Below are 25,896 nucleotides of genomic sequence, written 5' to 3' on the forward strand. Positions count from 1 at the left end.
AGACAACATGTTGTCAATAGTTTCGGCGGGGGAGGCTGAGGTGGGTGGCTAGGAGGGCGGCGGTGGCTACGGCCAGCCAGAGGGCCCAGGGGGTTGTGGTGTAGAGGGCGCCGCCCAGGAGGGGGCCGGCGCCGGCGCCGATGGTGTAGGCGACGCCGTACGCGCCTTGGTAGCGGCCGGCTAGGCCGGGTGGGGTGAGGCCGCCTAGGTAGGCCATGGCTACGGAGCTGTAGAGCATCTCGCCGGTGGTCCAGATGAAGACGGTGACGGCTAGTACGGCCATGCCGTTGGTGAGGCCGGTGAGGGCGAGGCCCAGGCCGGTGAGGAGGTTGCCGATGGCCAGGACGTACTCCGGTCGGAAGCGCGAGACGAAGGCTGTCGTCGGGAGCTCGAGAGCCAGGACGAGTAGGCCGTTGAGGCCGATCAGTAGGCCGAAGTCGCGGGCGTTCAGGCCTACATCGCTCACGTGCAGCGGGAGGCCGACGTTGCTCTGGATGTAGACGAACTCGGCGACCAGTGTCATCAGCAGGAATCGGACCAGCACTCGGTCCCTGAGGGCCTGCCGGTAGCTGCCGGCCTCCTCGGTCGTCGCGTCCGCCCGCACTCGCGGCGGCTCTCGCAGCAGGACCGCGATCACCACGCCGAAGAGCAGGCAGGCGGCCGCGTTGCCGAGGAACAGTTCGACGTACGACGTCGCCGCGAGTACGCCGCCGATCACCCCGCCCAGAGCGGCGCCGACGTTCTGCGCGAACCGGAACACGCCGAAGGCGGCCATCCGCGTCCGCTTGGTGGCCACGGCGTCCACCAGGACGGCGGCCGCGGCCGGCCGGTACACCTGCGAGGTGATCCCGATCAGCCCGACGACTGCGACCAGAACGGCGTACGGGCCGACGTACGGGACAGTGGCCGTCAGGGCGGATGTGGTGACGGCGGAGAGCACGATCGTCCAGCGGCGGCCGACCGCGTCGGCGAGGTAGCCGCCGATCGCGTTGCCGAGCACTTTCCCGACGCCGGATACCCCGAGCACGAGCCCGGCGGCGCCGGCCGAGTACCCGCGCTGGGTCAGGTAGAGCACGATGAACACGGGCAGGAAGTTGCCGACCTGGTTGACCAGCATCCCGAGGCTGATGATCCACACCCGCCCGGGCAGCCGGCGCAGCGCATCGCGGAACCGCGGTTCGTCGAGCTCTGTCGTCGTGGGCATGCCCTGAATCTGCGGGCCTGAGGTGGGCCCGCGCATCAGGACTCTTCCCTAGTCGGGGCCTTAGCCGCGGAAGCGGGTCCAGAGGTTGAGGGTTTTGCCGAAGCGCTCGCCGCGGATCCAGTCCAGGATCGAGCGCGCACAGCGCTCCGGCGCCACATCGCCGCGAACCGAGCGCGGTACGAACTTGCGCATCTGCTCCGCGTCGGCGACGGCGTCCTCGATTCGGTCGTGCGGCCAGCCGCGGCCCGCCAGCCGTTTCCGCCGGACGACGTCCGGACAGTCGAGGTGCAGCCAACGGCCCTCTGGCAGCTCGCTGGGCAGCCCCGGCGTCAGCAACAGGACGGGGATGCCGGACCGGCGGATCAGCTCGGTGATCCGCAACCAGAGCGCGTTGTACGCCGGCCAGATCGGCGCCGCGGTCGCACTGGCGATGCTGATCCCGAGCAGCCGGCCCTGATCGTCGAGCAGCTCGTCCATGTCCATCACCACCAAGTTGCCCGGATTCAGCCGGACCAGCTCCGGAACCACCGTCGACTTCCCGGCTCCGGGCGCACCTGTCACCACGAACAACCTCGTCACGAGGACTAGTGTGGCGCGCTGTTGACCAGAAGGCTCGCGGGAGGGCGGACATCGGGCGAGACGTGCGGCACACCGGCAAGGCCCGGAGTGATAGATCCGAGCACGCTCGAGTGCCGCGCACCGGTGCAGCTCGGGACCGTCCCGCTCAGCCCGTGCACGGTGAGGAAGCCGAGGACGGCGAACGCATACGCCTCCTTGGCCGCGGACGGCACCCCCAGCTCGTCGGTACTGCGGACCGGCACCGGCCCGAGCTCAGCGGCGAGCATCCGCAGCAGCGCCGGGTTCCGCGTGCCGCCACCGGAGGCGATCACCTCAGTCCCGCCGTACTGCCGGACGGCGTCCGCGACCGTGCGGGCCGTCAGCGCGGTGACCGTCGCGACCAGATCGTCCGCGGGAATCTCCGGCAGGCCCTCCAGCATCCGAGCGAGGTAGGCGAGGTTGAACAGCTCCTTACCGGTGCTCTTCGGCGCGGGCAGCGCGTAGTACGGCTCAGCGAGCAGCCGCGCGAACAGCTCCTCGTGCACCCTGCCGCGCGCAGCCATCACGCCGTCCGCGTCGAACGAGAGCCGCCCACCGGTCAGCTCCGCGACGACGGCGTCGATCAACGCGTTCGCCGGGCCGGTGTCGAAAGCCAGCGGCTCACCCGCCACTACGGTGATGTTGGCGATCCCGCCCAGGTTGAGCGCGATCGGTACGCCGGGCCGCCCGCGTAACCAGAGCACGTCGAACGCGCTCACCAGCGGCGCTCCCTGCCCACCGGCCGCGACATCCCTCGTCCGCAGGTCGGACACGACCGGTACGCCGGTCGCCTCGGCGATCCAGGCGGGCTGCCCGAGCTGGAGCGTTCCGTGCACTGCCCCGCCGTCCACCCAGTGGAACACCGTCTGCCCGTGCGACACGATCAGATCGGCGTACCCGCCGGTCAGCTGCTCGACCGCCTGCCGTGCGACCCCGGCGAAGGCCTGCCCGATCCCGGTGTCCAGCCGGCAGACCTGCTCGAACGTCGTACTTGCCGGTGGCAACGAAGCGGCCAGCGCCCGGCGCAACTCGGCCGGGTACGGCTGGCTCAGCAACCCGAGCGGCGTCAGCACCAACTGCTCCCCGTCCAGGCGGAGATCGGCCGCCGCCGCGTCGATCGCGTCGTACGACGTCCCGGACATCAACCCGATCACTCGCATAGCGGCCCAGCATCTCCCGAGGTCTGTCGCGACTCAACCTTCCGGACCTGCCCGGTGTCATTCTCGGTACCAGAACAGCTCACCAGGAGGGTAGACGGGTGACTCGCGGAAGCGAATTCGACGACTTCGTCCGCGGCAGCGCGACCCGGCTGCTGCGGACCGCGGTCCTGCTGACGGGAGACCGGGCCGCGGCCGAGGATCTCGTCCAGGAGATGTACGAACGGGTCTACGTGCACTGGCGCCGGATCAGCACCGGCGCACCCGAGGCCTACGCCCGCAAGACGCTGGCCAACCTGGCCGCGAACCGCTGGCGGACCAAGGGCCGCAAACCCGAGGTCGCGCTGGCCGACCACCACGACCGAGGCGCCCCGGACGGCTCCGACGCGTACGCCGTCCGCGACCAACTGCTTGCCGCCCTGCAGGAGCTCCCACCGCGGCAACGCGCGGTGATCGTCCTGCGCTTCTACGAAGACCTGACCGAGGCCCAGACGGCCGAAGCGCTGAACTGCTCGATCGGCACCGTGAAGAGCCAGACCTCCCGCGGCCTCGACCGCCTGCGCCTGATCACCGAACCCGCACTCCTGGAGGGACTGCGATGACCGAGACCGAACTCCACCAACGGCTGCGCCTCTCGGTCGACGACGTGCACGCCGATGACGACCTGATCCTCCGCGCCCGCCAGGGCGGCACCCGCCGGCTGCGCCGCCGGCGCCTGACCACCGCCGGTATCAGCGCGCTCGCCGTGCTGGCCGTCGGCGCCGTCGCCGTCGCCGGGCCGGCCGTCTACAACAACCTCGCCGACGCTCCGGTCGCCGGGGAGACCGCCACGAGCGACCCGTACGGCTTCCTGCTGAAGGGTGCGACCCGCGGTGACCTGGCGAACGACGAGATGATCACCAAGGCTCTGGAGGCCTGGCAGAAGACCCGCGACGGTTCGCAGCGCAACGGCGCGGGGCTGTTCAAGGACCTGCAGGGCGAGCCCAAGGTCTACTGGGTGGGCACCACGGCGAGCGGGCCGGCCGCGATCGTCGCCCAGCGGGCCAACCTGCGCAACGGCAACGGCCTCAAACTCGAGCGCGAGGGCGCGCACACCGTGGTCGGTTTCATCGGCGCCGACGTGCGGGACGAGTTCCACGTTCTGACCGCGCGGTACGCGGCCGCCGGGATGCCGCTGACCACCGGGTTCATGGCCGGGATGGACGGCCCCCAGAGCCTCGTCGTCCTGGACGTCGGCAAGAAGACCGGCTTGTCGCCGCGTCGTGTGTACTCTGCCGACGGCGCCAGCAGCCGGCGCGAGTTCACCCCGCTGACCTTCAAGGACGGCGTCAGCGTGACCGCGCTGCCCAAGGGCGCCTTCGAGGAGGACCTGTCGATCTCGACGCTGCCTGCCGTCGGCCCGGCCGACCAGCGGATCGCATTCACGGGCTATGTCACCCCCGAGGACAACAAGGGCCCGTTCGAGCCCGACCGGCGGATGTGGGTCACCTCGAAACCGGAGTCCTGGGCGATGTCGCCGCGCGCCGAGACACTGCAGGCCGGCGCGTGGGCGAAGTTCGAGGACGGGCTCGCCAAGGCGAAGTTCTGGCCGTACTTCGCCGAGCAGAAGGGCACCTGGGTCGGCTACGGCATGACTCCCGACCGGACCGAGATCTACCTCGGCCAGCGCCAGTTGGACGACGAGCCGACCCGCGCGTACGCCGTCGTCGTACCGAAGAACGGTCGGCCGAAGGTCGTCTCGGCGGAGTTCGGCGAGGACGTCACGCCGGTCCGGATCAAGCTGCCGGACAACCTCGGCTGGGTGCTCGCGCAGAAGGACGGCGTCCTGTCCTACCGGGTCGGGGGCGGGGCCTGGAGCGCAGGCACCCAGAACGCGCTGTTCGTGCCGGCCGGCGCGAACGTCGAGGCCCGGACGAAACTCGAGGACTCGTTCCTGCCGGTGACGCTCCCGTGACCCCTTGACACTGGGTTCGGGCTCGATCGATGATCGGTCCGCTATACCGGTTTAGTACAGCCGGTCTGGCGGACCGCCCACCCTTGACAAGGAGTCGATCGAATGAGTTCTGAGCTCATGCGGAGAAGGACCCTGCTGTCAGCTTTCGCCGCCGGTACCGCGGTGGCCGCGACCGGTGCCTCGGCACTGCCCGCGCACGCCGCCCGCCGGGCCGCGAAGAAGCCGACGCTGGTCGCCTATATCGAGGTGAACGACCACAGCATGCTGAGCGCCGGCAAGTACAAGCTGGCCAGTACCGGCGCCCCGGCGATCGACGTCGCGATCATCTTCGCGGCGAACATCAACTTCAACACCACCACCCGGAAGGCCTACCTGCACTTCAACGCGCAGGTGACCAACGTCCTGAACAACCGGCAGACCCAGATCAAGCCGCTGCAGGACAAGGGCATCAAGGTCGTGCTGTCGATCCTCGGCAACCACGAGGGCGCCGGTTTCGCGAACTTCCCGGACAAGGCCTCCGCCGACGCGTTCGCCCAGGAGCTCGCGAACGCCGTGACGACGTATGGCCTGGACGGTATCGACTTCGACGACGAGTACGTCGAGTACGGCAAGAACGGCACCGGCCAGCCGAACGCCTACTCCTTCGTCTACCTGGTCCAAGCCCTCCGCCAGAAGCTCGGCCCGGACAAGCTGATCACCCTCTACGACATCGGCCCCGCCTCCGACCGGCTCTCCTACAACGGCCAGAGCATCGCGAACACCTTCAACTACTCCTGGAACCCCTGGTACGGCACCTGGACCGTCCCCAGCGGCCCCACCTCCAAGGCCCTCCGCTCCCCCGCGGCCGTCTCCTACACCGCCACCAGCCAGTCCACCGCCGCCAGCCTCGCCCAACGCACCATGGACGAGGGCTACGGCGTCTTCCTCACCTACAACCTCACCGAGTCCAACACCTCCACCTACCTCTCCGCCATCACCCAGAAGCTCTACGGCACCAACACCCTCTACACCCCCTAGAGCTCGTACTCCCACCCCGGCCGCCACCCGAACGGCGCCGCAATCACCTCGGCCAACGGCGCTCCACCACCCACCAGATGCTGGAGCGCCCACCGCTGAGCACTGTGCGCCACCACCAGCACCACCCGCCCGTCGTACCCTCGCCTGACATCGTCGAGAAACGACCGCATCAACTCGACGATCCCGCCGTAACTCTGCCCACCGGGGTACCCCGTACGGACGCGCTCGGCCCTGACCCCGAGCGCGTCCACCGGAGCGCCGTTCAGCTCCCCGTAGTCGCACTCGCGCAGCCGCCAGTCCTGCAGATGAGGTACGCCGAGCCTCGCCAGCTCCACCGTCTGCACGGCTCGCCGCAGGTCCGAGCTGAACACCACGTCGACGCCCCGACGCCGCTCGCCCAGCTCGACCGCCTCCCGCCGCCCGCGCTCGGACAGCTCCCCCGGCAGCCACCCCGTCGCGTGGCCGCTCTCGTTGTCGAGCGTCGTGGCGTGCGTCTCGTAGATCAACCGTGTCCCCATTCGTGACAGTCAATCCGCTTTGCCTTCGTTACTGGTCGGTATATACTTAAGTTACTGGCGAGTAAAGTTCGAAGGGGAACCCTGTGAGCCACTACAAGTCGAATCTGCGGGACATCGAGTTCAATTTGCTCGAGGTTCTTGGTCGGGGCGAGGTGCTCGGGCAGGGGCCGTATGCCGAGATGGACGTCGAGACGGCGCGTGAGGTCTTGGGGGAGATCGATCGGCTGGCGAAGAACGAGGTGGCGGCTTCGTTCGAGGAGGCTGACCGGAACCCGCCGGTGTTCGACCCGGAGACGCACGAGGTGCGGATGCCGGAGGCGTTCAAGAAGAGCTACCACGCCTACATGGACGCCGAGTGGTACAAGCTCGAGCTGCCGCCGGAGCTGGGTGGTCAGCCGACGCCGCCGTCGCTGCGCTGGGCCGCCGCGGAGATGATCCTGGGCGCGAACCCCGCCGTCCACATCTATGCCGCCGGGCCGAACTTCGCGCACGTACTGTGGCGCAACGGCATCGACCGGGACAAGAAGATCGCCCAGCACATGATCGAGCGCGGCTGGGGCGCGACCATGGTGCTGACCGAGCCGGACGCCGGCTCCGACGTCGGCGCGGGTCGCACGAAGGCCACTCTGCAGGAGGACGGCAGCTGGCACATCGAGGGCGTCAAGCGGTTCATCACCTCGGGTGAGCACGACATGACCGAGAACATCGTGCACCTGGTGCTGGCCCGCCCGCAGGGCGTCGAGGGCGTCGGCGGTCCGGGGACGAAGGGCCTCAGCCTGTTCATCGTCCCGAAGTTCGACTTCGACCTGGAGACCGGCGAGCTGACCGGCGAGCGGAACGGCGCCTTCGTCACCGGTGTCGAGAAGAAGATGGGGATCAAGGTCTCCACGACCTGCGAGCTCACCTTCGGCGACGGCGTCCCGGCCAAGGGCTGGCTGCTCGGCGAGGTGCACGACGGGATCGCCCAGATGTTCCAGGTGATCGAGTACGCGCGAATGATGGTCGGCACCAAGGCCATCGCGACGCTGTCGTCGGGCTACCTGAACGCGCTCGACTACGCCAAGGAGCGCGTCCAGGGCGCCGACCTGACCAACCCGGCCAAGGACGCGCCGCGGGTCACGATCACCCACCACCCCGACGTCCGCCGTTCGCTGCTCACGCAGAAGGCGTACGCCGAGGCGCTGCGCTCGCTGGTGCTCTTCACCGCCACCTACCAGGACCGCGCCGAGCAGGCCCGGTACGCCGGTGAACACGACGCGGTCGCCGAAGGCGTGAACGACCTGCTGCTGCCGCTGGTCAAGGGCTACGGCTCGGAGAAGTCCTGGACGCTGCTCGGCACCGAGTCGCTGCAGACCTTCGGCGGCTCCGGCTTCCTGCAGGACTACCCGATCGAGCAGTACGTCCGCGACGCCAAGATCGACACCCTCTACGAGGGCACCACCGCGATCCAGGGTCAGGACCTGTTCTTCCGCAAGATCATCAAGGACCAGGGCAAGGCCCTCGGCCACCTGGCCGAGCAGATCCAGGCCTTCGTCGCCTCCGAGGCCGGCAACGGCCGCCTGAAGGAGGAGCGCGGCCTGCTCGCGAAGGGGCTCGAGGACACCCAGAAGCTGCTGGGCATCATGGGCCAGGCCCTGATGGCCGGCAACCCGCAGGCCGAGAACGGCGACCCGCGCAACGTCTACAAGGTCGCGCTGAACACCTCGCGGCTGCTGTTCGTGCTCGGCGACGTCGTCTGCTCGTGGCTGATGCTGCGCCAGGCCGAGGTCGCGCTGGAGAAGCTGGGCGGCGAGCTCTCGCCGGCCGACCAGGACTTCTACACCGGCAAGATCGCCGCGGCCCAGTGGTTCGTCCGGTCCACGATGCCGTCGGTCCGCGCCGAGCGGATCAAGGCCGAGCTGACCGATCTCGACATCATGGACCTGCCCGAGTCCGCGTTCTGAGGAATCCCTTACCTGTCAGGGTTTCGGGGCATCCCGGGGCAGATCGATCTGCCCCACGATCTGGCCTTCCCAAAGACCGGTTCGGTGTAGCAGCGTTTCGTCCCGTGTGCACACGGCGCGCCCCTGGCTTGGCTTCCCCTGTCCTCGCCAGGGTCGCGCCACATCCGGAACCGGATCCCCCCGGGCCGCGTCCGTGTGAACATGTCCGGACCGACGCCACGTAAGGTGTCGGCGATGCCCGCCCGCCTCGCCGCCGCCCTGTTCGCCGTACTGGCGTTCCTCCCGGTCGTTCCCGCGCACGCGGCGGCGCCCGAGGTCCCCGACCGGATCGCGGCGGCCTGGCGAACCGACCGCCTGTACGTCGACGATCGACTGACCGTCCCCGATTCCGAGCTGGACCGGATCCGCGCGGCCGCCAAGACGGCCGGCTTCCCCGTCTACATCGCGCTCGTGCCGCAGACGCCGTACCTGCGCAAGATCCAGTACGACCTGCCCACGCTGCTCCAGGCCCGAACGGGCCAGCCGGGGCTGTACGTCGTGCAGGTCGTCAGCGGCGACTACTGGAACGGGATCGAGGAGCTCTACCGGCCGGGCGGGCTCAAGGGCAAGTCGCTGATCAGCGTGATCTCGGCCGACAAGCAACGCCTCGACCTGGTGAACGACCGGCCCGCGCCGCAGGTCGTCCGGACCATCCAGCAGGCGCAGACGGCGTACGACGGCCGCCCACTGCCCCCGATCGCCGCCGAGGACCGCGAGCCGGAGCGGCCGAACCGCGGCAGCTCGGTGACCGATCAGGAAGACCGGGCAGCGTTCATCGGGCTCGGCGCCGGCGGGTTCATCGGGTTCGTGCTGACGCTCTTCCTCGCCTTCCGCCGCAAGCGCCGGCCACGACGCGTCGGCGCCGAGCCGAACAGCTACGTCACCGAGATCCGGCGGCAGGCCGATCTGGGGATCAGGAAGGCCGCGCACGCCATCTCCCGACTGGAGGCCAAGCCCCGGCTCACGCTGGAGCAGCTCGACCAGCGCGATGACGCGAACCGCCGGCTCGCCGCCGCCCGCGCCCTGCGCGCGGACGACCCGGACGGGTTGCTAGCGGTCGCCGGCGCCCTGCTACTCAGTCGGCAGGCGCAGCGGGCCGCCAACGGCGCGAAGGTGCCGCCGCCGTGCTTCTTCGACCCAACGCACAACTTCGGCACCACGCACGTCGACTGGGACGGCGTGGAGGTGCCCGCGTGCAAGCTCTGCGCGACCCGGATGGCGAAGGGTCAGGCCCCACGCGGCCTGCATGTGAAATCCGTGCCGTACTGGACGCTCGACCCGGCGGACAGCCCGCTGGTCGCGACCGGTTTCGGCGCGCTCACCGACGACCTGCCGGAGCGCATCACCGGACGATTGGACGATGCCCGGTGAAGCGCCTCTTGATGTTGCTACTGGCAACCATTGCCGTGACGGCGCTGCCGGCCGCCGCCGCACCAGCGGATCCGCGAGTCACCGCAGCTGTGCAGGCCTGGAAGACCGAGCCGCTGTACGTCGATCCGGAGTTCGCTGCGGTGGCCGACGTCCAGCCGATGCTGGAGGTCATTCGGGGTGCGAAGGTGCCGGTGTACGTCGCGGTCGCGCCGACCGGTGAGTGGTTCGCCGAGAAGGGCGATGCGGCACTGTTGGCCGGGTGGCTCGCCCACGCGAACGCCAAACCGGGCCTGTACGTCGTGATGGACCGCAACATAACGAGCGGCGTCGAGCACGAGCTGGCGGCGTACGCCCCCGGGCGAGCTTGGGCCCGCGATTCGGACCAGGCGCTGAGCGCACAGCTGAGCGAGTATCTGGCCGACGTGCGCGTCGGCGACCGGTACGACGCCGAGCCGGCGCGGACGACGCCGTACAAGCGGGAGCCGCGGCCGGAGCCCGAGCCGGAGCGGTTCACCATCGGCAAGGCGATCGGGAACGGCGTCGGCGGCGGCGTCTTGGGGTTGCTGGGCGGCGCGCTGCTGGCTGGCGTGGTGGTGGCGGTGGCCGCTCTCACCGGACGGGGAGGCAAGTCATGAGGGTGCTGTCGATGCTGGGCGCGGTGACGATGCTGCTGGCGACGTCCGTCGTCCCGGCGTGGGCGCAGACGCCGGCCGAGCGGGCGCAGGAGATCGCGACCGCGCTGCAGAAGGACCGGCTGTACGTCGATCCGGCGTACGGCCCGGCGTTGCCGGAGAGCCAGCGCGCCGACGTCCGCGCGAAGGCGGAGGCGCTCGGCTTCCCGGTCTACTCGGTCGTGCTGCCGCTGACGGCGGGGGACGCGTTCCAGGGCAAGGAGAGCACCGCGCTCACCCTGATCATCGACGCGCTGCGCAAACCGGGTCTGTACGTCGTCGTGAACGGCGGCTCCCGCTTCCCGTGGTACGAGGCTCATGAGCTGCCGGACGTCAGCGAGGACAAGCTCCGTGCGGCCCGGCAGCGGGCGCTCGACGACACGGACTACGACGCCGGGCCGACTCAGGTGCTCGCCCGGATGTACCAGGTGCTCGCCGACCCGTCGCTGCCCGTCCCGACCAAGTCGACCCGCCCGAGCCGCAGCGCGCCCGACCGGTCGGGCGACGACGGCTCGTCGGCCGGCAAGGTCGTCGGGTACGTCGTCCTCGGTCTCGCCGTTCTGGTGGGCCTTGGCCTGTTGATCGGGCGGATCCGGTCGGGGCATGGCCCGAAATCGGGGCATGCCCCGCATTCACGGGGAGGGAAGCCCTTCGCCATCCCGCCGCATGTCGCCGCCACCGTCGCGGCCGAGCAGCGCCGGCAGCTGACCCGTGAGGTCAACCGCGAGCTCACGGCCCTCGGCTCCGAGCTCGCGGCCCTGCCCGACGCCCGCGGTCTGGCCCTCCGGCACCAACAGTCCGCCCTCGACGCGCACCACGCGGCCGCCAAGGTCCTGGACGCCTCGGAGGATCTGCTCGACGTGGTCGGTGCGAAGGTCCTCCTCGACCAGGCCCACCGCTCCTACGACGCGGCCGTCGCCGTCGCCGCCGATCGCCCGATCCCCGACGTACCTGGCCTCTGCGCCTTCAACCCCCTCCACGGCCGAGCCGCCACCACCCCCACCCAGGTCAAGTCCGGCGACACCACGGTCGCCCTGCCGCTCTGCACCCAATGCCGCCAAGCCCTCAAACGCGGCAAAGCCCCCGCCTCCCTCCCCGGCGCAGACGGCCCCTACTGGCACGGCACCGACCTCTGGGCCCGCACCTTCTACGGCGCCATCGGCGACGACCTCCCCGCCGCCGTCGCCCGCGGCGACCACCGCGACTAGGGCTCTGTCAGGGGTGTTCCCGGGGGTTCGCCGGATCCTCGGAAGCACACGGCCGCCGTACGGTCGTTGCAGACCAACGGTGGAGGCGGACGATGGAGAGCAAGAAGCTCGGGGTGGCGGTGCTGGTGATCGCGGCCGGATTCGGGTTGTGGCAGTTCGGTGATCGGGGCAAGGACGCCGAGCACCGGGTGGACGCGAAGATCGATACGGTGCAACTGGCGGCGGATCGGGCTGACATCAGCATCCGGGTGTCGGACGACGAGCAGACCGTCGTCCGGGAGAAACGGCGCTTCTGGTTCTTCGATCGCGACGACGCGTACTCCGTCGACGGCGGCACGCTGAAGCTGGACGGCGACTGCGGCTGGAACTGCGATGCCGATTTCGAGGTGACCGTGCCCAAGGGCACCAAGGTGATCGGTAAGAGCGGTAGCGGCGACCTGAAGCTCGTCGGCGTGGCCGGGGTGGACGCCGACGCGCGCTCCGGCGACATCGAGGTGTCGAACGTGAGCGGGGACGTCGACCTCGACCTGACCTCCGGCGACGTCTCGGTCCACAACCTGACCGGCCGGCTGAACGTGAAGGCGAACTCGGGTGACATCGAGGCCGCCGGGCTGCGCGGCGGGGCCGTCGCGGTCGAGACCACCTCGGGTGACATGGAGCTGCAGCTGAGCGAGGCGAACGACATCCGCGCCAAAGGCACCAGCGGCGACATCGAGATCAGCGCCCCTGGCGACGGCTACCGCGTCGACACCAGGACCCGTAGCGGCGACATCGAGAACGGCTTCGGCAACGACAGCTCCGGCGCCCGCTCGCTGAGCGTCGAAACGGTCAGCGGCGATATCGAACTGCAGCGCAACTGACCGTTTGGCAACGGGTACTTGGGGCCAGTCAGAGCGATCGGCTGGGAGGCCCTGAGATGAGTATCGGTGTTGGGATCTTCTTGATGGTGGTCGGCGCGATCTTCGCGTTCGCCGTCCGGGACAGCTGGGACGCGGTCAACCTGACCGTGGTCGGCTACATCCTGATGTTGGCAGGTCTGGCCGGGATCGTCCTCTCCTTCTACATCACCAACCGGCGGCGCCGCGTCGAGACCGACGCGATCGACCCGGCGATCGAGGAGGAGTACCGGGTGGTCGAGGAACACCACCGGGATGTCAGGGAGTAGCCGCTCCGGACAGCACCAATTCGAGCCGGGCCGGCCCGTCCGCGGTGACGCGGACGGGCACGCCCCAGTCCTGCCGGTGCATGTGGCAGGCAGGGAACTCCACGGCGTCCGAGTCGTCACAGGACGCTGCCTGAACCGCGACGTGCAGGACGCCGTCGCCCACGCGCTCGTCGATCACCAACCGGCGGACCAGCTCGGTCGAGTCGCCCGAGCCCTCCTTCAGCAGCCCCTCCGGCGTCGACGACACCAGCAGCCGCGTCGACGGACCGTAGCGGTCGTCGAGTTTCTGCCCGGGCGGCGAGGCGAAAACGACCTCGAGCGTGACCTCGCCGCCGGCGATCTCCATCGGCGGACGCTGTGTCCGGGTGCTGAACTCGGACGCCGTCGCCGACGCGCCGAGCGGGATCCGGGTGATCCGGTGCGCGGCCGACTCGACCACGAGCAGCTCGTTGCCGACGACAACGGCCCCGCTGGGCTCGGCCAGGTCGGTGGCCATCGTGTCGACGGTCTCGGTGCGTGGGTCGTACCGGCGGACGGCGCCGTTGTAGGTGTCCGCGATCGCAATCGAGCCGTCCGGGAGCACGGTGACGCCGAGCGGATGCTGCAGCAACGCCTCACTCGCCTTGCCGTCCCGCAGGCCGAAGTCGAACAGGCCGGTCCCGACGGCGGTGTGGACGTCGGTGTCGACCCAGCGCAGCGCCGAGATCTCGGAGTCCGCCAGCCACAGGCGATCGCCGTCCGCCGCGAGCCCACTCGTCTGCGCGAACCACGCCTCCCGCGGGTCGCCGTCCTTCAGGCCCTCATTCGTCGTCCCGGCGGCAACCTCGGTGACCTTGCTGATCGGATCGAACGTCCACAACTGATGGACGCCGGCCATCGCGATCCACACCTTGCCCTGCCACCAGGCGACATCCCAGGGCGAGCTGAGGACGTCGGTGCTGTCGCCGTCCATCCACTGCTTGCCCGTGCCGACCAGCGTCGTCACGACGCCCGACTCCAGCGACACCCCACGCAACGCGTGGTTGACCGTATCGGCGACGACCACGTCGTACCCGACCTGCGCCGCGATCTCACTCGGCAGCACCGTCAGCCCGTTCGGCTCCGAGAAGCTCGGCGTCGCTCCGTCCGCGAACCCGCGCTGCCCGCTCCCGATCCGCCGGACCAGCGTCTCCGCATCCGGCCCCAACTCGGCCAGACTGTGATTCCCGGCGTCCGCGACCAGCAGATTTCCGTTGCCCAGCACAACCAGCTTGGCCGGGAACCGCAACTCCGACCACTCCGGCTCCGGAGCGACGTACGGCGACCGCCCGCGGGTCAACGTCCCCTTGGTCTCGTGCTCGGCGATCAGCTCACCCAGCAACGCATCCAGCGCATGCGCGTGCCCCTCACCCGAGTACTGCGCGACGATGTACCCGTTGGGATCCACCAGTACCAACGTCGGCCACGCCCGCGCCGTGTAGTTCTGCCACGTCACCAGCTCCGGATCGTCCAACACCGGATGCCCCACCTCATACCGCTCGACGGCAGCCCGAACCGCCGCCTCCTCCCCCTCGTGCGCAAACTTCGGCGAATGCACCCCCACAATCACCAACGCATCGCCGTACTTGTCTTCCAGCGGGCGCAACTCGTCCAGCACATGCAGGCAGTTGATACAGCAGAACGTCCAGAAATCGAGCAGCAGAAACCGCCCCCGGAAGTCGGCCAGCGCCAACTCCCGCCCTCCGGTGTTCAACCACCCACGACCCTTGAGCTCCGGCGCACGCAAATACATACCGCCATTCTGCGCCCACCCGCCAAGCCGTCGACCGACGGACCGGGATGTGGGAACTAGCGGGGGAGGATGAGGGTGTCGGTGAGGAGTTTGGCGGTTTTGCGGAGGGTGGCGGGGGAGGATGCCAGGTCGGTGGCGAGGGCGTAGGGGGTGAGGGGTTCGCCGGGGCCGACCAGGCGGTGGCGGTGGGCGAGCAGCCAGACGATGGCTCGGGGCCAGGTGGAGAGGCGGGCTTTGGCCAGGAGGTCGGGGGCGTCGCGGACGAGTCGTTCGGCGATGTCGAAGGCGTCCGGGGCGTAGGCGGTGCCGAGGGTTTCGCCGGCCATCAGCCAGGCGTGCGGGGCCAGGACGGAGAGGGTGGCGGCCTGGGACTTGTCGAGGCCCTGGAGATCGGGGCGGGGCGGGGAGCCGAGACCGGAGAGCGCGCGGTAGGCGTCTTCGAGGTCGCTGGTGGTGTCGTCGAGGAAGACTCGCTCACCGGGTTTGCCGTCGCCGGCCGGGTCGATGATCGCGGCGGCGTCCAGGGCCGGGGCCCAGATGTCGACCGCGTCGACGGCCTCGTCGATGACGTCGAGGGCGAGCTGGGTGCGATCGCCGGCGTACGCCAGCCAGGCCTTGACGACGGACGGGACGGCGTCGAAGTAGGTGCTGTCGGCAAGGATCTTGCGCGGTAGCCAGTGTGCCAGGAAGAGCTCGGCGAGGACGGCGCTGACCCGCAGCGGGCCGCCGACGGTGTGGTCGACCGCGTGGTCGACCCAAAGCCGGACGATATCGGCGGCATCCGCGGACAGGCCGGCGGCGAACGTGGACTCGAGGAACTCGTCGACCAGCTGGTCGCGTTGCCGGGGTGAGAGCAACGGCCGGATCGGCGGGCGCACCGGGCGCTCGGGCAACTGGGTGAGCCGATTCACCAGCAGGGCCGAGAAGAACTCGAAGTCCTCGCTGACGGGCGGTTCGTCGTAGTCGTTGGTCTCGCCGAGCGCCTGCAGGATGATGCCGGCCGCCGTCGCCGGGCGGACGGTGCGGATCGTCACCCGGCCGCCGCGCTGGTACGCGTCGAGTACGCGGTCGACCGGCGGGCCGACGAACACGTCCTTCACGATCGCGCCGATGTTGTTGTCGATGAACACGACCACGGTGTGCGGATGCTGTTCGTCGTCGTAATCCAGGACGACGCTCAACCCGTCACCGGTGATGTCCTCGGAGACGATCGCGCTGGTCAACCGGAAACCGGCGATCCTGGTCACCCAGTCGGGAACCTCGCCTTCCGTGCGCAGGCGGGACAGGTGGGCGCGCTGCAACGGCAGCCGGCCGGCCGGGCCGACCGTCCGCGCGAGCGACGTCAGCAGCAGGAAGGACTCCTGGTCCCGGCGTTCGCCGAGCACGCGCGCGGCGTCCGCCCAGAAGAAGCGCTCGACCTCACCGATCTCGTCGGGGCGACCGGCCGGCCAGAGCTGGTCGGCGAGCATCGCGGCGGAACGGGCGACCGACGCCTCCGCAATCACCGGGTGCAGGCTGCGCGGCGCGGCGGCCAGGTCGAGGGTCAGCGTCTCCAGCAAGGTTTCGAGCACGGCGACACTCGGCGTGGTGTCGACATCGACACCCGCGGCCGGGCCGTGGGCTTGGTCCGGGCTCGAATCGACGAGCCGCAGGTGGCTGCGTCGTCCGTCTCGTCCTCGGGGTGACTTGGTCACGTCCGTGAGATTACCGTCCAGTCCCAGGGCGCCGCAGGCCCCTGCGCGCGTCCTGTGGACAACTTTATGGACACGCCGTGATCACATGGCGACGGCCCGTACAAATTCACGCTCGGAATGTGTACGGGCCGTCACCACGAAACAATTCAGCCCTTGAGGGCTCCGGCCATCAGACCGCCGATGAACCAGCGCCCGAGCACGATGTAGACCAGCAGCGTCGGGAACGACGTGATCAGCGCCCCGGCCATGCTGGCCGCGTAGTCGACCTTCTGCCCGCCCGACAGCGCCGCCAGCCCGAGCGTCACCGGGCCGTTGTTCTGCTGGGTGAGGAACAACGCGAACAGGAAGTCGTTCCAGACCGAGGTGAACTGCCAGATCAGCGTCACCACGAAACCGGAGATCGAGATCGGCAGGATGATCCGGGCGTAGGTCTGGACCAGCCCGGCGCCATCCACCCGCGCCGACTCGATGATCTCGGTCGGGACGACGGTCGCGTAGTAGTTGCGGAAGATCAGCGTGCAGATCGGGATGCCGTAGATGACGTGTGCGATCAGCAGCGTCGGCACGCCCCGGGTGACGTCCAGCTCGGTGAACGTCGTCCGCAACGGCAACATCACCGCCTGGTAGGGGATGAACATCCCGAACAGGATGAAAGCGAAGACCAGGTTCGCCCCGGGGAACCGCCAGCGGGCCAGCACGAACCCGTTGGCCGAGCCGATCAGCGACGAGATGATCGCGGCCGGGATCGCCAGCGACAGCGACCGGATCATGTACGGCTGGAGGACCTCCCAGGCCTTCCGCCATGGCTCCAGCGTCCAGGTCTCCGGTAACGACCACTGCGCGGCGGCGGTGGTGTCGGCCGAGGTCTTGAAGCTGGTGATGACGACGACGTACACCGGCGTCAGCACGAACAGCAGGAACAACAACAGGAAGACGTAGCGAACGGTCCGGCTCGTCCGCGTCGATCCGTCGCCGATCAGGCCGCGGCTCTTCGGCGTACGGCGGATCGCGGCCGCGGCCGACCCGGTCGCATCAGCGGCGCTCACTCTTCGGCCTCCTGCCGGACGGTGTACGCGACATACGGAATGACCAGGACGGCGACGACGGCCAGCATGACGATCGCGATGGCGGCCGCCTTGGCCTGGTCACTGCGTAACAACGTGTTCCACATGTAGACCGCGGGCACCTCGGTGCGGAACTGGTTCGGCCCGGTGATCGCGTAGATCAGGTCGAACAGTTTCAGCGACATGTGCCCGAGGATGATCAGCGCCGAGAGCGCGATCGGCGAGAGCTGCGGGAACAGCACGTGCCGGTAGAGCTTGAACTCCGAGGCGCCGTCCACCCGGGCGGCCTCGCGCAGCTCACCGGGGATCCCCCGGAAACCGGCCAGGAACAGCGCCATGATGTACCCCGACAGCTGCCAGACCGCCGGGAGCGCGATCGACGCCATCGTCGTCCAGCGGTTGCCCGCCGTCCACCACGGGTTCTCCAGGAACCCGAGATGCAGCGTCTCGAACAGCCGGTTCAGGCCGCGCGCGTCCTCACCCTGCGACGGGTTCAGCAACCAGGCCCAGACGACGCCGGAGGCGATCATCGAGATCGCCATCGGGAACAGGAAGACCGACCGGAAGATGCTCTCGCCCGGCACGCCCTTCTCCAGCAGCAGCGCCCAGAGGACGCCGAAGATCAGCGTGCCCACGATGAACGCCACCGTGAGCACGCCGAGGTTCTTCAGCGAGTTGAGGAACCGCTCCTCACCGAACAGATTCACGTAGTTCTCGAAGCCGACGTAATCGGCCGGGCCCTTGCGGGCCGTGTGCCGGTCGGTCAGCGAGGTGTTGAAGGACCACGCGATCAGCCCGTAGACGAAGTACCCGAGCAGGAGCACGGTCGGCAGCAGCACCAGGGCTCCGGGGCCCCAGGTCCGGATTCTCCCGTGCACGCTCAGGCCTCCGTCTCGGCAGCGGTCCGCAACCCGCGCATCAGCTCGTCTTCAGCGCGGCGCCGAGGGCGGTCTGCAGTTTCGCGACGTCCTGGGCGCCGCTGAACTGGCTCAGCGCGGACAGGATGTCGTTGTTCTGGCCCGCCGAGCAGCTCGAGCCGTGGGCGCAGGAGCCCGCGATCTTGTTGCTCTTCCAGTCGGCCATCGCGACCTGCTGGTACTTCGGGTAGTCGGCCGGGTTCGCGTCCGAACGCGCCGGGATCGAGCCCTTCTTGGTGTTGAACGCCTTTTGGCCCTCGGCCGAGCCGACGGTCTTCAGCCAGCACTTCGTGCCCTCGGGGTTCTGCCCGTTGGTCGGCAGCGTGAACGAGTCGGCGAGGAACTGGAAGGTGCCCGCGGTGCCCGGCGACGGCCAGTAGGTGTACGCCGAGTCCGGCACCTTGTCGGCCAACTGCTGCGCGGCGACCCAGTCGCCCATCAGCGTGTAGCCGGCCTGGCCCTTGTTCACGTAGCCCAGCGCGTCCGGCCAGTCGATCGTCTCGCGGTCGGCGTTGGTGAAGCTGAGCAGCGTCTTGTACTTGTTCAGCGCGGCCGTCACGTTCGCGCCGGCCCAGTCGGTCTTACCGTCCCACAACCCGTTGAAGGTGTCGGTGCCCAGCTCGCCGAGCAGCACGGCCTCGACCAGCATCTCCTGGGCGAAGCCCTTGGAGATGGCCAGCGGCGCCTTGACGCCGGCGGCCTGCAGCTTCTGCAGGTCGGCGATCCACGCGTCGACGTTGGCCGGCGCCTTGGTCGCGTCGATCTTCGCCTTCTGCAGCACGGCCGGGCTGGCCCAGACGACGTTCGCCCGGTGCACGTTGGCCGGGATCGAGTAGATCTTGCCGTCCACCGTCAGCTGGTCGATCAGGTTCTGCGGGAAGGCCTTGTCCAGCCCGAAGTCCTTGTACAGACCGCTCACGTCGTCGACCTGACCGGCGTTGATGTAGTCCTTCAGCTCCGCGCCCGCGTGCGCCTGGAAGGTGGACGGCGGCTTACCGGCCTGCAGGTCGTTGGCCAGCACCTGCTTGGCGTTCGACCCCGCGCCGCCGGCGACCGCCGAGTTGACGAAGTTGTAGTCCTTGCAGTCGGTCTTGAACACCGAGACGAGGCCGTCCAGACCGGCCTTCTCGCCGCCGTCGGCCCACCAGGTGAAGACGGTGACGTCCTTGGTGGCAGTGTCTCCGCTGCCGCCGTCGTCGCTGTTCCCGCAGGCGCTCACCGCGAGTAGACCCGCCGCGCCGAGCACCGCGAAGGTCTTGGTCAGACCAGCACGCATTTTGCACTCTCCGATCAGCCGTGTGGCGCCGCCGTGACAACGATGCCCCCTTGACACCGCCCCACTCTGGGCACCGGGCGGGGAAGTGTCAACGCTGTGCGCAAGCGCGTTGCGCAACCGTCACCGCACCGCGCGGGAGCTGTGAGAGCGAGATCATCTGAGCGGTTACGATCGGTTTTGTTTGTTACTGATTGCTGACTGAGAGTTACGGACGGAGCAGAACCTTGATCGCCCGGCGCTCGTGCATGGCCCGGTATCCGTCCGCGACCTCGGCCAGCGGCAGCTCCAGATCGAACACCTTGCCCGGGTTGATCTCGCCCGCGAGCACGGCCGTCATCAGCTCCGGCAGGTACGCCCGAACCGGCGCCATCCCACCGGCCAGGCCGACATTGCGCTGGAACATCTTCCGGATCGGCACCTCGACTCCGTGCGGTACGCCGACGAACCCGACCGTGGCCCCGGCCCGGGCGACGTCGAACGCCGTCTCCATCGACTGGCCCGTCCCGACGCACTCGAGCACCGCGTCCGCGCCGACCCCGCCGGTCAGCTCGAGGACGGCGTCCCGCGCGGCCTCGCCACGCTCGGAAATGATGTCGGTGGCGCCGAACTCGACCGCCAGCTGCTGCCGCGGCTCGTGTCGCGACATCGCCACCACGCGCTCGGCCCCCATCCGCGCCGCCGCCAGGACGCCGGACAGCCCCACGGCCCCATCACCGACCACGACCACCGTGTCACCGGCGTTCACCCGCGCGGCCCGCGCCGCGTGCCACCCCGTGCCCATCACGTCGGACAGCGTCAACAGCGAGGGGATCAACGCCTCGTCGGGCTGCTCCGGCGTCGCGACCAGCGTGCCGTCGGCGTACGGAAGTTTGACGTACTCCCCCTGGCCGCCATCGGCCCGCGAGCTCCCGTAACCGACCAGGTTCTGACAGGCAGTCTGGTAACCAGCCCGGCAGTGCGGGCAGGTGCCGTCGCTGACCACGAACGGCGCGATCACGAAGTCGCCGGGTTTCACCGTCCGGACGTCGGCGCCGACCTCCTCGACGATCCCGACGAACTCGTGCCCGATCCGGCTGCCCGGTTTGATCTTGCTCTCACCCCGATAGGGCCACAGATCCGACCCACAAATACACGAGGCGACAACCCGGACCAGCGCATCCGTCACCCCATCCAACTTCGGGTCCGGCACCTCGCTGAGCTGAACTTCGTACGGCGCATGAATCGTGGTGGCTCGCATGACTTCACAGTACGAGAAACACCACGCACCCCGGAGCAGCTGCGGCGAACTCGTCCGGATCCGCGCTCGTCACCGCGCCGACCCGCACGAAGAAGGGCACGCCGTTCGGCACCTCGACCGGAAACGCGCGCAAGACCGCCTCCCGGAGCGCCGGATCGGTCACCGGCTCCAGTCGGACCCGCCGGCTCCGGCGACCGGCCGCCAGCATGCCCCACCCGGCTGCCTGGGCGTTGCGAACCCAGTCCGACGCCGGCATCGGGCTGACGAGGTACCGGCGTCCGTCCACGACGAGCGGTGAGACCGGCGTGGCCCGGAGCCGGCCGCTGACTCGCCCCGGCACGCTCAACACCTGAATCGTGCCGAGCTGGAACCCCAGCCGGGCCAGCAGCTTGACCAGCCGGTTCGCCGGCTTCAGCCAGCCAGGCAACGTCGCGGTGGTCGGCATGGCGATACCTCCAGATTATTTCGACGATCGAAAGGATTTCCGGATGATAGATTGTTTCGAGTGTCGAAACAAACCCTGATCGCCGAGATCACCTCCGCGGTGGTGCGGTTCCAGAACGCGACCGAGCGGGTGGACGCGGCGGCTGCGGCCGCGCTCGGGATCAACCGCACCGACCTGGCCTGCATCGGCCTGCTGGCCATCAGCGGCGGGATGACCGCGGGCCGGCTCGCGACCGAGGCGGGCTTGAGCCCGGCGGCCACGACGACCGTGATCGAGCGGCTGGAGGCTGCGGGGTACGCCGTCCGCAGCAAGGACGGCGCTGACCGGCGCCGAGTCGTCGTCACCACGACCCCGCTGGCCGAGGAGCGGATCGAGCAGGTGTACGGGCCGGTTCTGCCCGCGGGGACGGCGTTGCTGTCGCGCTACACCCGCGCGGAGCTGGAGACGATCCAGCGCTTCCTGACGCAGGGCGAGGAACTACAGGACCGTCAGGCGGAGCGGATCCGGAGTCAGAGGACGGTGTAGCGGCCGCGGCGATGCACAATCGGCGGGACGTCGTCCGGCGCGAGTTCTACGTGGGCGATTTCGAGGTGGACCTGGAGCGCCCAGCCGACCTCGGGCGGGTGGGGGTCGACGAGGGTGCAGCCGGCCCAGGTGGTGACGCCGAGGGGGGCTGGGCCCCAGTCGGTGTCGGTCCAGTCGATCATCCGGAAGGGGCCGCCGGGGGCGGGGGCGACGTAGCCGAAGGCGTCGGCGAGTTGTTGGTGCGGTTGGCCGAGTAGGGCGACGACGGCGGTTCTTGCCTGTTGCAACATTTCCCAGAGGTCGGAGTCCGGGTCGATGAGGCCGACCACGAAACCGGGCTCACCGTCGGCGACGAGCATCGACGACACGGTCAGCCCGGCGCGTTTGCCGCCGTACGCCGTCGTCCACAGGCCCACCGGCGACGGCAGCCGCCCGCGCAGCCGGCGGACCGGGCTGCGCTCGGACTCGGGCGGCAGGAACGGGTGGTCGCCGTGGATCGTCACGCCACGACAGTAGCCCGCGGGCGTGGCTGATGATTCCGCGCCGTAGCGAGGAGGTGCTCGGTGCGGTAGCTCGGCGTGCGGGGGCGGAGGGGTCGATGCGGCGCATCGTCACCTTCGGACCCGTGCGGCGAGGTGCCGTGCCGAGTGCCCCGCAGTAGGCGGGGAATCATCAGCCACGCCCTAGACGTGGCTGATGATTCCGCGCCGTAGCGAGGAGGTGCTCGGCACGGCACGCCCTAGACGTGGCGGCGGGACTGGATGACCCGGAAGCGGCTCGCGACGTACGCGCCGTCGGTGTAGGTGGCGTTGGCGGCCGGGTTCGCGCCGGTGCCGTGGAAGTCGCTGAACGCGGCCGACTGGTTCACGAAGACCGGGCCGGTCAGGTTCTCGGACAGGGCGACGCCGGCGTCGAGCGCGGCCTCGCGGGCCTGGTCGAGCACCTTCGCGTCGGTCGAGTAGATCCCGGCGGTCATCGCGCCGCCCGCGGTAACAGTGCGGCCGAAGATCTCGATCGCCTCGGCGGTGTCCGCGGTCTTCACCAGGAACGACACCGGGCCGAAGCACTCGCTGCCGTAGACGTCGGTCTCCTGGGCGTCGATCGCGACCAGCAACGGCGTCCGGACGACGGCGTTCGGGAAGGCCGGGTGGGTGATCGCGCGGGACTCGAGCACGACCTCGCCGTACTGCGCGGCCAGCTCCAGCCGGTTCACCACGGCCTGGTTCACGATGCCGCCGAGGATCTCGACCGCGCGGGCGTCGTCCCCGAGCAGTTTGCCGAGCGCGCCGGCGATTCCGGCGCCGACCTCCTCGAAGGTCTTGTGGCCCTCGTCGGTCTCGATCCCGCCGGCCGGGACGAAGATGTTCTGGGTGGTGGTGCACATCTGGCCGGAGTAGAGGGCCAGGGTGAAGGCGAGGTTCCCGCAGAGCGCCTTGAACGCGTCGGTGGAGTCGATGATGACCGCGTTCACGCCGGCCTTCTCGGTGAAGACGGTCGCCTGGGTCGCGTTCTGCTCCAGCCAGTCGCCGAACTCGGTGCCGCCGGTGAAGTCGATCAGCTTCACCTCGGGGCGGGTCGCGAGCGGCTTGGCCAGGCCGTCACCGGCGCGCTCGACGGCCAGGGTGACCAGGTTCGGGTCGAAACCGGCCTCGGTGAGCACCTCGCGGCAGACGTCGACAGTGATCGCGAGCGGCAGCACGGCCAGCGGGTGCGGCTTCACGACGACCGCGTTACCGGTCACCAGCGAGGCGAACAGGCCGGGCCAGGAGTTCCAGGTCGGGAAGGTGTTGCAGCCGATCACCAGCGCGACGCCGCGGCCGGTGACGGTGAAGGTCTTCTGCATCCGGATCGGCTCGCCCTTGGCGGGCTTCTCCCAGAGCGCCTCGGCCGGGTAGCGGCTCATCTCCTCGTGCGCGTAGGCGACCGCCTCGAGCGCCCGGTCCAGCGCGTGCGCGCCGCCGGCCTGGAAGGCCATCACGAACGCCTGGCCGCTGGTGTGCTGGACGGCGTTCGCGAGCTCGAAGACCCGCTTGTGCAGCCGGTCCAGGATCTCCAGGACGACGCCCGTCCGGCCGTCGATCCCGGCGTCCCGCCAACCGGTCAGGCCCGCGCGCGCCGCGGTCAGCAGCTCGTCGAGGCCGTCCTCGACCGTGCGCGGGTAGGCGACGTTCAGCTCGATCCCGAACGGCGACTCCTCGGTGACGACCGTGCCGCGGGCGCCCGGCGTCCCGGCGGCGTACTCCTGGCCGAGGTGCGCCTCGAAGGCCGCCTGGCCGTCGGCGGCCGCGTTCTCGCCGTAGACGCGCGGGCTGGGGGACTCCGGGAACGCGGAGTGGTAGCCGCGGGTGCGAATCGCGGTCAGAGCGGCGTCGAGACGGTCACGATGAGCGGCCAGCAGATCGGTCATGGCTGCGATGTTACAGTCGATGGCGTAATCGGGGCTAGGGTGTCACAAGCACTCTTCCTGAAGGGGCAGCACATGGGCGACGATCTGGCCACCCGGGTGGCCGCGGCGATGTGGGCGGAGGATCCCGCCAGCGCCGGTCTCGGGATGCGGCTGGTCGCGGTCGGCGACGGGACGGCGCAGCTCGAGATGCCGATCCGCGCGGACATGGTGAACGGGCACGGGATCGCGCACGGCGGGTTCGTCTTCACGCTGGCCGACTCGGCGTTCGCCTTCGCCTGCAACTCCCGCAACCAGGTCACCGTCGCGCAGGCCTGCGACATCGTCTTCGTGGCGCCCGCCCGGCGCGGTGACGTGCTCGTCGCCACGGCCGCCGAGCGGACGACGTTCGGCCGGAACGCGATCTACGACGTCACCGTCACCCGCGGCGCCGACGTGATCGCCGAGTTCCGCGGCCGCAGCCGCCAGTTGTCCGGCACCATCGTTGAGGAGAAGGTATGAACGAGGCGTTCCTGGTCGACGGCGTCCGGACCCCGATCGGCCGGTACGGCGGCGCGCTCGCCGCGGTCCGGCCTGACGACCTGGCCGCGCACGCGATCTCGGCGCTGCTCGCGCGGCACACGTTCGACCCGCGGCTGATCGACGACGTCGTCCTCGGCTGCGCGAACCAGGCGGGTGAGGACAACCGGGACGTCGCCCGGATGGCGGTGCTGCTGGCCGGGCTGCCGGTCGAGGTCCCGGGGACGACGATCAACCGGCTCTGCGGCTCAGGTCTGGACGCGCTCGCCTACGCGGCCCGGTCGATCCTTGCCGGGGACAACGACATCCTGATCACCGGTGGCGTCGAATCGATGTCGCGGGCCCCTTTCGTGATGCCTAAGGCAACTACTGCGTTCTCCCGGCAGGCCGAGGTGTTCGACACCACGATCGGCTGGCGGTTCGTGAACCCGGTGCTGCAGGCGCAGTACGGGATCGACTCGATGCCGGAGACCGCGGAGAACGTTGCCGCCGACTACGAGATCTCGCGCGAGGACCAGGATCTGTTCGCGTTGCGCAGTCAGCAGCGGGCCGCCAAGGCGCAGGCGAACGGGCGGTTCGCCGAGGAAATCGTGCCGATCTCGATCCCGGGTAAGCGCGGGGCGGTCACGGTCGTCGACGTCGACGAGCACCCACGGGAGACCTCGCTGGAGGCGCTCGCCGGGCTGAAGACGCCGTTCCGGACGCCGGGCACCGTCACCGCCGGCAACGCGTCCGGCGTGAACGACGGCGCCGCCGCGCTGCTGGTGATGAGCGGCGCGATGGTCGAGCGGCTCGGCCTCACCCCGCTCGCCCGGATCGTCGGGACGGCGACGGCCGGCGTCCCGCCGCGGGTGATGGGCATCGGCCCGGCCCCCGCGACCCGGAAACTGCTCGACCGCACCGGCGTCGACCTCCGCGAGATCGGCGTGATCGAGCTGAACGAGGCGTTCGCCGCGCAGTCCCTGGCCGTCCTCCGCGAGCTCGGTCTCCCGGACGACGCCGAACACGTCAACCCGAACGGCGGTGCCATCGCCCTGGGTCACCCCCTGGGGATGTCCGGCGCCCGCCTCGCTCTCACCGCCGCCCTCGAGCTTCGCCACCGCGACGCCGGGCACGCGCTGGCCACCATGTGCATCGGAGTCGGACAGGGCATCGCGACCCTGCTCGCCCGTCCTTAGAGGGGGTCTGGGGGGTTCCGCG

The 25,896-nt window shown here is 69.6% G+C and carries 25 protein-coding genes; 12 read left to right on the forward strand and 13 right to left on the reverse strand.

The window, feature by feature from the left end; translation table 11 throughout:
- Positions 1–13: 13 nt before the first annotated feature.
- Genes HPO96_RS15020 through HPO96_RS15030 form a run of 3 tightly spaced genes read right to left on the reverse strand, consistent with a single transcriptional unit; the run spans position 14 to position 2,961 of the window.
- On the reverse strand, positions 14–1,204 hold the full coding sequence (locus tag HPO96_RS15020) for an MFS transporter (protein WP_171674059.1): 1,191 nt from the start codon (positions 1,202–1,204) through the stop codon (positions 14–16).
- A gap of 60 nt (positions 1,205–1,264) precedes the next feature.
- Positions 1,265–1,783, reverse strand: a complete 519-nt coding sequence (locus HPO96_RS15025) for an AAA family ATPase (protein WP_337796641.1) — start codon at positions 1,781–1,783, stop codon at positions 1,265–1,267.
- Between the two features lie 5 nt (positions 1,784–1,788).
- Positions 1,789–2,961, reverse strand: a complete 1,173-nt coding sequence (locus HPO96_RS15030; protein WP_171674060.1) for an anhydro-N-acetylmuramic acid kinase — start codon at positions 2,959–2,961, stop codon at positions 1,789–1,791.
- Between the two features lie 98 nt (positions 2,962–3,059).
- Here HPO96_RS15030 and HPO96_RS15035 point away from each other — a divergent pair, with 98 nt between their 5' ends.
- The 3 genes from HPO96_RS15035 to HPO96_RS15045 all read left to right on the forward strand — a co-directional run bounded on the left by HPO96_RS15035 (position 3,060) and on the right by HPO96_RS15045 (position 5,929).
- A complete protein-coding gene (locus HPO96_RS15035; protein ID WP_171674061.1) occupies positions 3,060–3,560 on the forward strand; it encodes a SigE family RNA polymerase sigma factor in 501 nt (166 codons plus the stop codon).
- Positions 3,557–4,912 (forward strand): hypothetical protein, encoded by a 1,356-nt coding sequence (locus tag HPO96_RS15040; RefSeq protein ID WP_171674062.1) that lies wholly within the window; start codon positions 3,557–3,559, stop codon positions 4,910–4,912. The genes HPO96_RS15035 and HPO96_RS15040 overlap by 4 nt, the downstream gene beginning before the upstream one ends.
- Before the next feature lie 102 nt (positions 4,913–5,014).
- Positions 5,015–5,929 (forward strand): endo-beta-N-acetylglucosaminidase H, encoded by a 915-nt coding sequence (locus HPO96_RS15045; RefSeq protein ID WP_171674063.1) that lies wholly within the window; start codon positions 5,015–5,017, stop codon positions 5,927–5,929.
- On the opposite strand, the gene HPO96_RS15050 is transcribed toward HPO96_RS15045, so the two are convergent.
- Complete coding sequence (locus tag HPO96_RS15050) at positions 5,926–6,447, reverse strand: histidine phosphatase family protein (protein WP_171674064.1); 522 nt, start codon at positions 6,445–6,447, stop codon at positions 5,926–5,928. The genes HPO96_RS15045 and HPO96_RS15050 overlap by 4 nt on opposite strands.
- Before the next feature lie 83 nt (positions 6,448–6,530).
- On the opposite strand from HPO96_RS15050, the gene HPO96_RS15055 reads away from it, so the two are divergent.
- The 6 genes from HPO96_RS15055 to HPO96_RS15080 all read left to right on the forward strand — a co-directional run bounded on the left by HPO96_RS15055 (position 6,531) and on the right by HPO96_RS15080 (position 12,844).
- Entirely contained in the window at positions 6,531–8,390 is a 1,860-nt protein-coding gene (locus tag HPO96_RS15055) for an acyl-CoA dehydrogenase C-terminal domain-containing protein (protein WP_171674065.1), read from the forward strand.
- Between the two features lie 234 nt (positions 8,391–8,624).
- The gene (locus HPO96_RS15060) at positions 8,625–9,800 is read left to right on the forward strand and encodes a hypothetical protein (RefSeq protein ID WP_171674066.1); all 1,176 of its coding nucleotides are present in this window, start codon (positions 8,625–8,627) and stop codon (positions 9,798–9,800) included.
- Entirely contained in the window at positions 9,797–10,435 is a 639-nt protein-coding gene (locus HPO96_RS15065) for a hypothetical protein (RefSeq protein WP_171674067.1), read from the forward strand. The genes HPO96_RS15060 and HPO96_RS15065 overlap by 4 nt, the downstream gene beginning before the upstream one ends.
- Complete coding sequence (locus tag HPO96_RS15070; protein ID WP_171674068.1) at positions 10,432–11,679, forward strand: hypothetical protein; 1,248 nt, start codon at positions 10,432–10,434, stop codon at positions 11,677–11,679. Before HPO96_RS15065 ends, HPO96_RS15070 begins: the two co-directional genes overlap by 4 nt.
- Positions 11,680–11,771: 92 nt before the next feature.
- Entirely contained in the window at positions 11,772–12,539 is a 768-nt protein-coding gene (locus HPO96_RS15075; RefSeq protein WP_171674069.1) for a DUF4097 family beta strand repeat-containing protein, read from the forward strand.
- A 56-nt stretch (positions 12,540–12,595) separates the two neighbouring features.
- The gene (locus HPO96_RS15080) at positions 12,596–12,844 is read left to right on the forward strand and encodes a DUF6458 family protein (protein WP_171674070.1); all 249 of its coding nucleotides are present in this window, start codon (positions 12,596–12,598) and stop codon (positions 12,842–12,844) included.
- On the opposite strand, the gene HPO96_RS15085 is transcribed toward HPO96_RS15080, so the two are convergent.
- The 7 genes from HPO96_RS15085 to HPO96_RS15115 form a co-directional block, all read right to left on the reverse strand.
- A complete protein-coding gene (locus HPO96_RS15085) occupies positions 12,834–14,615 on the reverse strand; it encodes an NHL domain-containing thioredoxin family protein (RefSeq protein WP_171674071.1) in 1,782 nt (593 codons plus the stop codon). The two genes, HPO96_RS15080 and HPO96_RS15085, sit on opposite strands and share 11 nt — an antisense overlap.
- Before the next feature lie 56 nt (positions 14,616–14,671).
- Complete coding sequence (locus HPO96_RS15090) at positions 14,672–16,309, reverse strand: hypothetical protein (RefSeq protein ID WP_337796642.1); 1,638 nt, start codon at positions 16,307–16,309, stop codon at positions 14,672–14,674.
- A gap of 146 nt (positions 16,310–16,455) precedes the next feature.
- Positions 16,456–17,355 (reverse strand): ABC transporter permease subunit, encoded by a 900-nt coding sequence (locus tag HPO96_RS15095; protein WP_171674072.1) that lies wholly within the window; start codon positions 17,353–17,355, stop codon positions 16,456–16,458.
- Positions 17,352–18,251 carry an ABC transporter permease subunit gene (locus HPO96_RS15100; protein ID WP_171674073.1) on the reverse strand — a complete coding sequence of 300 codons (900 nt, stop codon included), beginning with the start codon at positions 18,249–18,251 and terminating at the stop codon, positions 17,352–17,354. Before HPO96_RS15100 ends, HPO96_RS15095 begins: the two co-directional genes overlap by 4 nt.
- A gap of 40 nt (positions 18,252–18,291) precedes the next feature.
- Positions 18,292–19,566: an ABC transporter substrate-binding protein gene (locus HPO96_RS15105; protein WP_171674074.1), complete on the reverse strand. Its 1,275-nt coding sequence runs from the start codon at positions 19,564–19,566 to the stop codon at positions 18,292–18,294.
- A gap of 205 nt (positions 19,567–19,771) precedes the next feature.
- Positions 19,772–20,803, reverse strand: coding sequence for a zinc-dependent alcohol dehydrogenase family protein (locus HPO96_RS15110; RefSeq protein WP_171674075.1), 1,032 nt, complete (start codon positions 20,801–20,803; stop codon positions 19,772–19,774).
- A 4-nt stretch (positions 20,804–20,807) separates the two neighbouring features.
- A complete protein-coding gene (locus HPO96_RS15115) occupies positions 20,808–21,248 on the reverse strand; it encodes a nitroreductase/quinone reductase family protein (RefSeq protein WP_171674076.1) in 441 nt (146 codons plus the stop codon).
- Positions 21,249–21,308: 60 nt separating this feature from the next.
- Between HPO96_RS15115 and HPO96_RS15120 the strand changes: the two genes are divergently transcribed.
- Positions 21,309–21,773 (forward strand): MarR family transcriptional regulator, encoded by a 465-nt coding sequence (locus HPO96_RS15120; RefSeq protein ID WP_171674077.1) that lies wholly within the window; start codon positions 21,309–21,311, stop codon positions 21,771–21,773.
- Here HPO96_RS15120 and HPO96_RS15125 read toward each other — a convergent pair.
- Together HPO96_RS15125 and paaN are read right to left on the reverse strand one after the other, a co-directional pair.
- The gene (locus tag HPO96_RS15125) at positions 21,758–22,276 is read right to left on the reverse strand and encodes a flavin reductase (RefSeq protein ID WP_171674078.1); all 519 of its coding nucleotides are present in this window, start codon (positions 22,274–22,276) and stop codon (positions 21,758–21,760) included. The two genes, HPO96_RS15120 and HPO96_RS15125, sit on opposite strands and share 16 nt — an antisense overlap.
- A gap of 236 nt (positions 22,277–22,512) precedes the next feature.
- Positions 22,513–24,180: a phenylacetic acid degradation protein PaaN gene (gene paaN / locus HPO96_RS15130; protein ID WP_171674079.1), complete on the reverse strand. Its 1,668-nt coding sequence runs from the start codon at positions 24,178–24,180 to the stop codon at positions 22,513–22,515.
- A gap of 72 nt (positions 24,181–24,252) precedes the next feature.
- On the opposite strand from paaN, the gene paaI reads away from it, so the two are divergent.
- The gene (gene paaI / locus HPO96_RS15135; RefSeq protein WP_171674080.1) at positions 24,253–24,678 is read left to right on the forward strand and encodes a hydroxyphenylacetyl-CoA thioesterase PaaI; all 426 of its coding nucleotides are present in this window, start codon (positions 24,253–24,255) and stop codon (positions 24,676–24,678) included.
- Entirely contained in the window at positions 24,675–25,874 is a 1,200-nt protein-coding gene (gene pcaF, locus HPO96_RS15140) for a 3-oxoadipyl-CoA thiolase (RefSeq protein ID WP_171674081.1), read from the forward strand. Before paaI ends, pcaF begins: the two co-directional genes overlap by 4 nt.
- Positions 25,875–25,896: the final 22 nt, after the last annotated feature.

Origin of the sequence: Kribbella sandramycini (genome assembly GCF_013131805.1) — a bacterium.
GTDB classification, from domain to species: Bacteria; Actinomycetota; Actinomycetes; order Propionibacteriales; family Kribbellaceae; genus Kribbella; species Kribbella sandramycini.

Coding starts and splice junctions, on each gene's coding strand:
- HPO96_RS15020 (WP_171674059.1), bottom strand. CDS start 1,204: ATGCCCACGACGACAGAGCTCGACGAACCGCGGTTCCGCGATGCGCTG.
- HPO96_RS15110 (WP_171674075.1), bottom strand. CDS start 20,803: ATGCGAGCCACCACGATTCATGCGCCGTACGAAGTTCAGCTCAGCGAG.
- HPO96_RS15085 (WP_171674071.1), bottom strand. CDS start 14,615: ATGTATTTGCGTGCGCCGGAGCTCAAGGGTCGTGGGTGGTTGAACACC.
- paaI (WP_171674080.1), top strand. CDS start 24,253: ATGGGCGACGATCTGGCCACCCGGGTGGCCGCGGCGATGTGGGCGGAG.
- HPO96_RS15105 (WP_171674074.1), bottom strand. CDS start 19,566: ATGCGTGCTGGTCTGACCAAGACCTTCGCGGTGCTCGGCGCGGCGGGT.
- paaN (WP_171674079.1), bottom strand. CDS start 24,180: ATGACCGATCTGCTGGCCGCTCATCGTGACCGTCTCGACGCCGCTCTG.
- HPO96_RS15045 (WP_171674063.1), top strand. CDS start 5,015: ATGAGTTCTGAGCTCATGCGGAGAAGGACCCTGCTGTCAGCTTTCGCC.
- HPO96_RS15070 (WP_171674068.1), top strand. CDS start 10,432: ATGAGGGTGCTGTCGATGCTGGGCGCGGTGACGATGCTGCTGGCGACG.
- pcaF (WP_171674081.1), top strand. CDS start 24,675: ATGAACGAGGCGTTCCTGGTCGACGGCGTCCGGACCCCGATCGGCCGG.
- HPO96_RS15115 (WP_171674076.1), bottom strand. CDS start 21,248: ATGCCGACCACCGCGACGTTGCCTGGCTGGCTGAAGCCGGCGAACCGG.
- HPO96_RS15050 (WP_171674064.1), bottom strand. CDS start 6,447: ATGGGGACACGGTTGATCTACGAGACGCACGCCACGACGCTCGACAAC.
- HPO96_RS15080 (WP_171674070.1), top strand. CDS start 12,596: ATGAGTATCGGTGTTGGGATCTTCTTGATGGTGGTCGGCGCGATCTTC.
- HPO96_RS15060 (WP_171674066.1), top strand. CDS start 8,625: ATGCCCGCCCGCCTCGCCGCCGCCCTGTTCGCCGTACTGGCGTTCCTC.
- HPO96_RS15075 (WP_171674069.1), top strand. CDS start 11,772: ATGGAGAGCAAGAAGCTCGGGGTGGCGGTGCTGGTGATCGCGGCCGGA.
- HPO96_RS15040 (WP_171674062.1), top strand. CDS start 3,557: ATGACCGAGACCGAACTCCACCAACGGCTGCGCCTCTCGGTCGACGAC.
- HPO96_RS15030 (WP_171674060.1), bottom strand. CDS start 2,961: ATGCGAGTGATCGGGTTGATGTCCGGGACGTCGTACGACGCGATCGAC.